The sequence below is a fragment of the Streptomyces sp. NRRL B-1347 genome (assembly GCF_000720325.1).
Taxonomy (GTDB): Bacteria; Actinomycetota; Actinomycetes; order Streptomycetales; family Streptomycetaceae; genus Streptomyces.
Genome location: NZ_JOJM01000044.1, coordinates 61,435 through 67,718, shown reverse-complemented (window position 1 = coordinate 67,718; position 6,284 = coordinate 61,435). Strand labels below are relative to the sequence as shown.

Here is a 6,284-nt window from a genome sequence, read left to right as displayed (position 1 = left end):
AACGTAACCGCAACCGCATCAGGCGTACGACCCACCTGAGCCGCGAACAGCTCCGTCAGCGACGCCTCCACCACCGGACGGGAAACACCACTCCACTCCCCCACCAAACGGTCCTGCTCCGCCGCACCCAGAACCGGCACACGGCCCAGAAGCAGATCCTCGGACTCGGCCTCCAGCGCCGCGACGATGCCCTCGGCCGCAGCACCCAGCAGGCCGCACACCGACTCGGCATCAATCGGAGCAGCCGTCTGAACCGTCAGGCCGAAGCCGTCGCCCGTGTCGTCGACCGACACCGTCACGGGGTAGTTCGTCCGCTCGCGAGCCGACAGCAGCTCGACCCCGTCCAGGTCGATGCTCGGCTCGTCGCCCGGTGCGCCGGCGCTGTGACGGTAGTTGAGCAGGGAGGTGAACAGTGGGGTCTCGGCGGGCAGGTCGCAGGCCTGCTGGGCAAGGCCCAGCGAAGCGTGTTCATGGACCAGGAGGTCGGCGAGCTGCTTCTGCATCCCCCGCACGGCCTCAACCACCGACACCCGCCCGGTGGGCACACGTACCGGCAGCGTGTTGATGAACAGACCCGGCGTCCGATCCGCACCGGCGCCCGCCTGCATACGACCGAACAGCACACTGCCGAACACCACGTCATCACGACCCGACGTCACCGCAGCGACCCGGGCCCACACCAGGTGGAACAGCGTGGCGGGGCTGACGCCCAGACGCCGCGCCTGCTCCCGCAGCCGCACAGCGAGACCCGCGTCCAACGGCGCCGTCGCCTCGGCGACATCCGAACCGTCACCGTGCACGTCCAGCAACCCGAACGGCGCCGTCGCCTCACTCACACCACCGAGCAGCTCACCGAAGAACCGCTCGTGCTCCGCACGCGAAACACCGAGCCGCGCCTGCGCCACGAACTCCCGGAACGGAACCGGCACGGGCAGAGACTCCGCGTCGCCGCCGAGCAGCGCACGCACCTCGCCCAGCAGGACTTCGAGGGTGGTGTGGTCGCGGACCAGGTGATGGGCCTGGAGGGCGAGCAGCCAGCGGTCGCTGCCGGGCTCGGCCGCGAGAGTGCCCCGGAGCAGCGGAGCCTGCCGGATGTCCATGGAGGGGCTGCACACGTCGAGGAGCTGCTGCACCGCGTCGGTGTCCGACTGCGGGTGGAGCTGGACTTCCTCGACAGGGATGGTTGCCTGGGGTAGATGTCGGCGATGTTCGCCGCACCGCCCTCGACCCGGGCCGAGATACGCTCGATCTCCTGCGCCGACAGCTCCACCAGCGGCAGCATCTCCGGCGAGATCGCCTCGGCGCCCGCCGGAATCAGGTTCTCCGGCACCGTGACGGCGCCCGTGCCCGCCGAGGCGGCGGCCAGACCGGCGGGGGTCGGAGCTGCGAACAGATCGCGCACGCTCACGGACACGCCCCTCTCACGCAGTCGCTCGATCAGCGAGACGGCGAGGAGGGAGTGGCCGCCCAGCTCGAAGAAGTTGTCGTCGACACCCACGCTGGGAACGCCGAGCACCTCGGCGAACACCGCGCACAGGATCTCCTCCTGGAGCGAGGCGGGAGCACGGCCACCACCGGCGGCCGTGTACTCCGGCGCGGGCAGCGCGCGACGGTCCAGCTTGCCGTTCACCGTCAGGGGCAGCGCTTCCAGGACGACCGTCGCCGACGGGACCATGTGCTCGGGCAGCACCCGGCCCACGTGGGCCCGCAGCGCCGCCACGTCCACCGTGTCCGCCACGTCCACTGTGTCCGCCGTGTCCGCCGTGTCGCCGGAAGCCGTCGGGACGACGTACGCGACAAGGCGCTTGTCCCCCGGCACGTCCTCGCGCGCCAGTACCGCGGCCTGCGCGACATCCGCGTGCGACTCCAGGGCCGCCTCGATCTCGCCCAGCTCGATGCGATATCCACGGATCTTGACCTGGTCGTCGGCGCGGCCGAGGAACTCCAGGTTGCCGTCCGCGCGCCAGCGCACCACGTCACCGGTGCGGTACATGCGCTCACCGGCGGACCCGAACGGGCAGGCGATGAAGCGCTCGGCCGAGAGGCCGGGTCGGCCCAGGTATCCGCGCGCGAGCTGGTCGCCCGCCAGGTACAGCTCACCCGGGACGCCCGCGGGGACGGGCCGCAGGGCCGCGTCCAGCACGTAGACGCGCGTGTTCCACATGGGGCGGCCGATGGGCAGCGTGCCGGTCTCGGCGTCCTCCTGGGCGGTGACCACGTAGTCGGTGCAGCCGACGGTCACCTCGGTGGGACCGTAGTGGTTGACGACCGCCACGGACGGGTGGCGGCGGCGCCATTCGCGGATCTGGGTACCGCCGACGGCCTCGCCGCCGACCATGAGCTGTCCCGTCGGGGCGCAGCTCTCGTCGAATCCGTCCATGTACGCGAGGTGGCTCGGCGTGGCCTTCAGGAAGGCCAGTTCCTGGGCGCGCAGCGTGGCGGGCAGGTGTTCGTCCATGGGCGCGACGATCACGCGGCCGCCGCACGTCAGGGCGCCGTACAGCGCGGTCACACCGGCGTCGAAGGAGATGGACGCGTGCAGCAGGGTGGTCCCGTGGAGGTCGGGGTACGCCTCCGTGCATCGGGTCACGTAGTTGACGAGGTTCTGGTGTGTGATCAGCACGCCCTTGGGGCGCCCCGTCGAACCCGAGGTGTAGATGACGTACGCGGGGTGGGCCGGCAGCTGCGGTCCGCGCCGCTCGGACGCGGTCAGGGCGGCGCTGTCGAGGTCGTTCAGCGCGGCCGTGACGTGCGGCCCGTCGACGACGACGTGCTCCAGGCCCGCCACCTCCGGCAGGGACGCGGCAACCGTCTCGCTGGTGAGGACGAGGACGGGCCGCGCGTCTTCCAGCATGTAGGCGATGCGGTCGGCCGGGTACTCCGGGTCGACCGGCACGTACGCGCCGCCGGCCTTGAGGACCGCGAGGAGCGCCACCACCAGGTCAACGGAGCGTTCCATGGACACGGCGACCAGGGACTCCGGGCCCACGCCGCGGGAGATCAGCAGCCGGGCCAGCCGGTTCGCGCTCGCGTGCAGCTGCGCGTACGAGCGCTCCACGCCCTGGGAGGAGACGGCGGGGGCGTCGGGGGTCCGCGCCGCCTGCTCCTCCAGGAGCGCGGTCAGCGTGGTCGCGGGGACGGGCCGGTCCGTGTCGTTCCAGTCCTGGAGGACCTGTCGGCGCTCGGTCTCGTCGAGGATCTCGACGTGTCCGACGCGGTCCTCCGGGGCGGCCGTGGCGAGCCAGGTCAGGACGTTGTGGAGGCGATCCGTGTGCCGCTGGTTGTCGTCCTGCGAGTACAGCTCGGGGTTGGCGTCCGTGGCGATCTCGATGCGGCCGTCCGCGTACCTGTCGTAGACGCAGAACGCCACGTCGTTGAAGTGGCCGCTGCTCAGCGCGTGGGCGCGGACCTCGCAGTCGCCGAAGGAGAAGTCGTAGGCGTAGGGAACGACGTTGACGACCATGCTGGCGAGGTTCCCGCGGCCGATGAGCCTCAGGTCCCTGAGCATGTCCTCGTAGCGGTACTTCTGGTGGCGCAGGGCGCCGCGCACCTGGACGGATACCTGACGTACGAGCTCCTCGACGGTCATCGAGGAACGGACCGTCAGCCTGATCGGCAGCAGGTTGGTCGCCATGCCGGGGGTCTGGCGCTGCGCGCTGCCGAACCGGCCGAACACGGGGAGGGCGACGACGACGTCCTCGGCTCCCGTGGCCCGGTTCAGGTACACCGCGGCGGCCGCGATCGCCATGCCGGAGATGCTGGTGCGCAGGGAACGTGCCGTGGCGCGCAGGTCCGCGGCGTCCTCGGGGCGCACCGCGGCCGTGCCGCGGATCAGGTGGTGCGGGGTGCCGGAGGCGAGTTGACCGCTGAGGCTGACGGGGGTGGGCAGGTCGGCGAAGATCTCGCCCCAGTACGCGCGGTCCTTCGCCTGCTCCTCCGACGAGCGGTAGGCGCGGTCGGCGTCGAGCAGGTTCGAGAAGGGCGCGAGGGCGCCCTCGTCGTAGGCGTTGCCCTCGCTGAGGGCCGCGTAGATCTGTGCGATGCGGTTGTTGACCAGAGGTCCGGAGAAGCCGTCGCCGAGGATGTGGTGGCACCGCTGGTACCAGTACACGTGGTTCGGGCCGAGCCGGAGCATCGCCTGGGTGAACAGGGCGCCGGTGCGCATGTCGACCGGGCGGCGCATGTCCGTCCGCATCCACTCCTCGGCGCGGGCCCGCGGGTCGGGCTCGCCGCTGAGGTCGATCTTGTGGAAGGGCCAGTCGTCCGACACCTTGACGTGCTGCCGGATGGATTCGCCGTCGCCGACGAAGCGGGTGTGGACGGCCTCCGCTTCGCGCAGGGCGGAGCGCAGGGCCCGCTCGAAGAGATCGACGTCCAGTTCGCCGTTGATCTCCATGTATTCGCCGACGTTGTAAATGGGGTTGTCGGGGTGCAGATGTTGAGCAGTCCAGATTCCCAGCTGCGCAGCCATCAACTCGTGGAAGACGCCGTCCTGCTCAGACACACCAATACCCCTTAATTGATCTATTCAAAGAGTTCTGCGGGCGGCAGGCAGTCCACGTGCCGCCGTCCGGGCATTCCTGTGACACGCCGGAAGCCGGCGCGGCCCTGTATGCGGGCCGGCCGCTCCTGGACGCCGACGGTCACGAGAAGACGGGTTGCCGGGGAATCGGAAACCGGCACCCGGGAAGTTTCGAAAGGACTGACGGGGTCAGCCCTTGGCGTCAACTCCGGCTTCCATGGCGGAGATCAGGCTTGCCGGGCGCATGTCCGTCCAGGACTGCTCGACGAATTCGAGACACTCGGTACGTCCGGCCTCACCGAACACCTTGGTCCAGCCGGCGGGGATGTCGGCGAAGGTGGGCCAGAGCGAGTGCTGGCCCTCGTCGTTGACGAGAACGACGTACGTACCGTCGGCGTCTTCGAACGGGTTGCTCATCGGTTTCTCCTCTTGCCTGCGATCTTGAATCAGATCTTGAGTCAGATGTTGAGTGGGATCTTGTACGGGATCTGTGCGGGATTCTGTGCGGGATCTTGTGCGCGATTCATGGTGTGTTGGCGATCCGGCCATCCGAATCGCCCGCGTACCGGCTACGGCAGGGCAATGGCGCGAGGCGCATTCGCCAGCGGGCCGCACCGACACCGCGGTGGGGGGAGGCGCAGGGGTGCCGTACGGTCGCGCGAGACGGCGCACGGCAGCGGGTCAGCGCGCCGGTCTGCCCAGGTGGGGGCGTAGGCGGCCGACGACGTCGCCGACGAGCTCCTCGGCGTGCCGCGCCAGGTAGAAGTGGCCGCCGTCGAAGCTCCGCACGGTGAACGGACCGCTCGTCACGGCCGACCACGCCTCGATCGCCCGCGGGTCGAGGTGAGCGTCGTGGTCGCCGTAGTAGGCGAAGACCGGGGTGCTCAGGGCGCGGCTGCCGGGGCTCGTCCTGCCGTAGCGCTCCACCAGCCGGAAGTCCGAGCGGATGACGGGAAGGACCAGGTCACGGAGTTCCGGATCGTTGAAGGCGTGCGCTTCCGTGCCGCCCATGCCGATGACCGCGTCGATCAGTTCCCGGTCGTCGGCTTTGCCCAGGTTCCGCATGCGCTCGTGCCCGGGGCCCGCGCGTCCGGAGAGGAACAGCGCCACGGGTGCGGGGCCGTGGAACGGGGCGCGCCCCGCGTGCGGTCGCGCCTTCGCGCTCAGCCGCGCCGCGACCTCGTAGGCGACGGAGGCCCCCATGCTGTGCCCGAAGAACGCCACCGGCCTGTCGAGCAACGGCTGAACGGCGGCCGACACGTCGTCGGCCAGCTCCTCCATGGACTCCGCGAAGGGGTCCACGAAGCGGTCTTCCCTGCCGGGGTAACGGACCGCCAGCACTTCGATGTCGGAAGGGACGAGACGGGACCAGCCACGAAAGTAGCTCGCGGTGCCGCCGGCATGGGGAAAGCAAATGAGGCGGGCCCGCGGGCTTCCGTCCCACTTGGTGATCCGCCGGAACCAGCGGGCGGCCGGGGCGTCGATATCGCTAAGCATGTGCCACGGTTTCTTCAATAAGCCTGGGAAGTACGGGAAGTACCGGGACAGCCACTGCTCGTTCGGCCGTCCCGATGTGACGCCTCGCTCAACGGGACACAGCCCATTGCGCGGCGACTCCCTTTCCGGCAGCTGCCGCCGCCGTACACGCCGAATCGCTGAAACCCATCACGTCTTCCCCCGTTTGCCCGTTTTCGCGGTCTCGACACCTGGCGCCGACCGCGTGCAGATCCTGCCCGCCGACCAGCGCCGATCCAAGCCCCTG

The 6,284-nt window shown here is 70.0% G+C and carries 3 protein-coding genes and 1 pseudogene; all 4 read right to left on the bottom strand.

Features of this window, described 5'->3' with window-relative positions:
- A partial coding sequence (locus IG74_RS0130270; RefSeq protein ID WP_324607522.1) for a condensation domain-containing protein occupies positions 1 to 1,133 on the bottom strand: 1,133 nt, incomplete at its 3' end.
- Positions 1,134 to 1,366: 233 nt separating this feature from the next.
- Positions 1,367 to 4,471, bottom strand: a pseudogene (locus tag IG74_RS0130265) (amino acid adenylation domain-containing protein); the annotation flags it as partial.
- Between the two features lie 240 nt (positions 4,472 to 4,711).
- Positions 4,712 to 4,939 carry an MbtH family protein gene (locus tag IG74_RS0130260; RefSeq protein ID WP_030683885.1) on the bottom strand — a complete coding sequence of 76 codons (228 nt, stop codon included), beginning with the start codon at positions 4,937 to 4,939 and terminating at the stop codon, positions 4,712 to 4,714.
- A 264-nt stretch (positions 4,940 to 5,203) separates the two neighbouring features.
- Positions 5,204 to 6,019 (bottom strand): thioesterase II family protein, encoded by an 816-nt coding sequence (locus IG74_RS0130255; RefSeq protein ID WP_030683883.1) that lies wholly within the window; start codon positions 6,017 to 6,019, stop codon positions 5,204 to 5,206.
- Between the last annotated feature and the right edge of the window lie 265 nt (positions 6,020 to 6,284).